This window comes from Mycobacterium sp. E787 (genome assembly GCF_001668725.1).
GTDB lineage: Bacteria > Actinomycetota > Actinomycetes > Mycobacteriales > Mycobacteriaceae > Mycobacterium.
Window position 1 is genome coordinate 1 of record NZ_LZKL01000001.1, and the last position, 1,290, is coordinate 1,290.

The 1,290-nt window shown below is 69.3% G+C and carries 1 pseudogene; it reads right to left on the minus strand.

Annotated elements, in window-relative coordinates:
* Nucleotides 1–1,281 (minus strand): annotated as a pseudogene (locus tag A5705_RS00005) (HAD-IC family P-type ATPase); the annotation flags it as partial.
* Nucleotides 1,282–1,290: the final 9 nt, after the last annotated feature.

The following is a 1,290-nucleotide window of genomic DNA, read 5'->3' on the forward strand; positions in this document are numbered from 1 at the left end:
AAGGTTTTCCAGGAACCACCCGGTGTGAAACGCCACCTCGCCGGCGTGCAGGATGCCGAGCATGAATCCGAAGGTCAGGAAGTCGAACAGCGAGTTGATGGGCCCGAACGTCAGCATGAACCTGCGGATGAAGGCGACGTTCCAGTGCGCCGGCGCATCGCGTTGCTCCTCATCGACGCGGTCGGTGGGGATCGCCAACTGCGAGGCATCGTAGAGCAGGTTGCCCAGCAGGATCTGGCTGGGCAGCATCGGCAGGAACGGCAGCAGCGCCGAGGCGGCGGCCGCGCTGAACATGTTGCCGAAGTTGCTCGACGTGCCCATCAGCACGTACTTGATCGTGTTGGCGAAGATCCGGCGGCCCTCGGCGACGCCGGTGGCCAGCACGCCCAGGTCCTTTTCCAGCAGCACCACGTCGGCCGCGTCCTTGGCGACGTCGGTGGCGCTGTCTACGGAGATCCCCACGTCCGCGGCGTGCAGGGCCAACGCGTCGTTGACGCCGTCGCCGAGGAAGCCGACCGATCGCCCGTTGCGGCGCAGCGCGGTGATCAGCCGCGCCTTCTGCTCGGGGGAGATGCGCGCGAAGATGGTGTGGTTTTGCGCGGCGTCGACGAACCCGTCGTCGTCGAGGGGTTCCAGCTCGGCGCCGGTGAGAGTGCCCTTGGACGCCAAACCCAGGTCATTGCAGACCTTTTCGGCGACCCGCGGATTGTCGCCGGTGGCGATCTTGAGCTCGATGCCCAGTTCGGCCAGCTGTGCCAGCGACTGGCGCGCCGCGGGTTTGGGTTCGTCGGCGAAGACCAGAAAGCCGGCCAGCGTCAGGTCGTGTTCGTCGTCGGCGGTGAGCTCCGTCAGCTCGGCGGCCGGGCGGGTGGCGACGGCGACCACCCGCCGTCCGGCGGCGAACAAGTCCGCCAGGGTCGCATCCGCGGCCGCCGGCGTCCCGTCGCACCGGTCCAGGACCTGTTCGGGGGCGCCCTTGACGACGAGGAGGCGGTTGCCGTCGTCGTCGACCAACACCGACGTCGCGCGCCGCTCGTGGTCGAACGGCAGCAGCGCGACGCGGCGCACCGCGCCGCCCACCAGTTGCTGTGGCTGCGGGGAGTCCCACAGCGCGGCGTCGAGCGGATTGGCGCTCACCACACCGGATTCCGGGTCGACGTCGGTGGCCAGCAGCCCGAGCCGCCGGACCGGCTCGGCCGGCGCACCGGCCGGATCGATCGTGCCGACCAGGCGGATGCGGCCTTCCGTCAGCGTGCCGGTCTTGTCGGTGATCAGGATGTCTCATCCGAC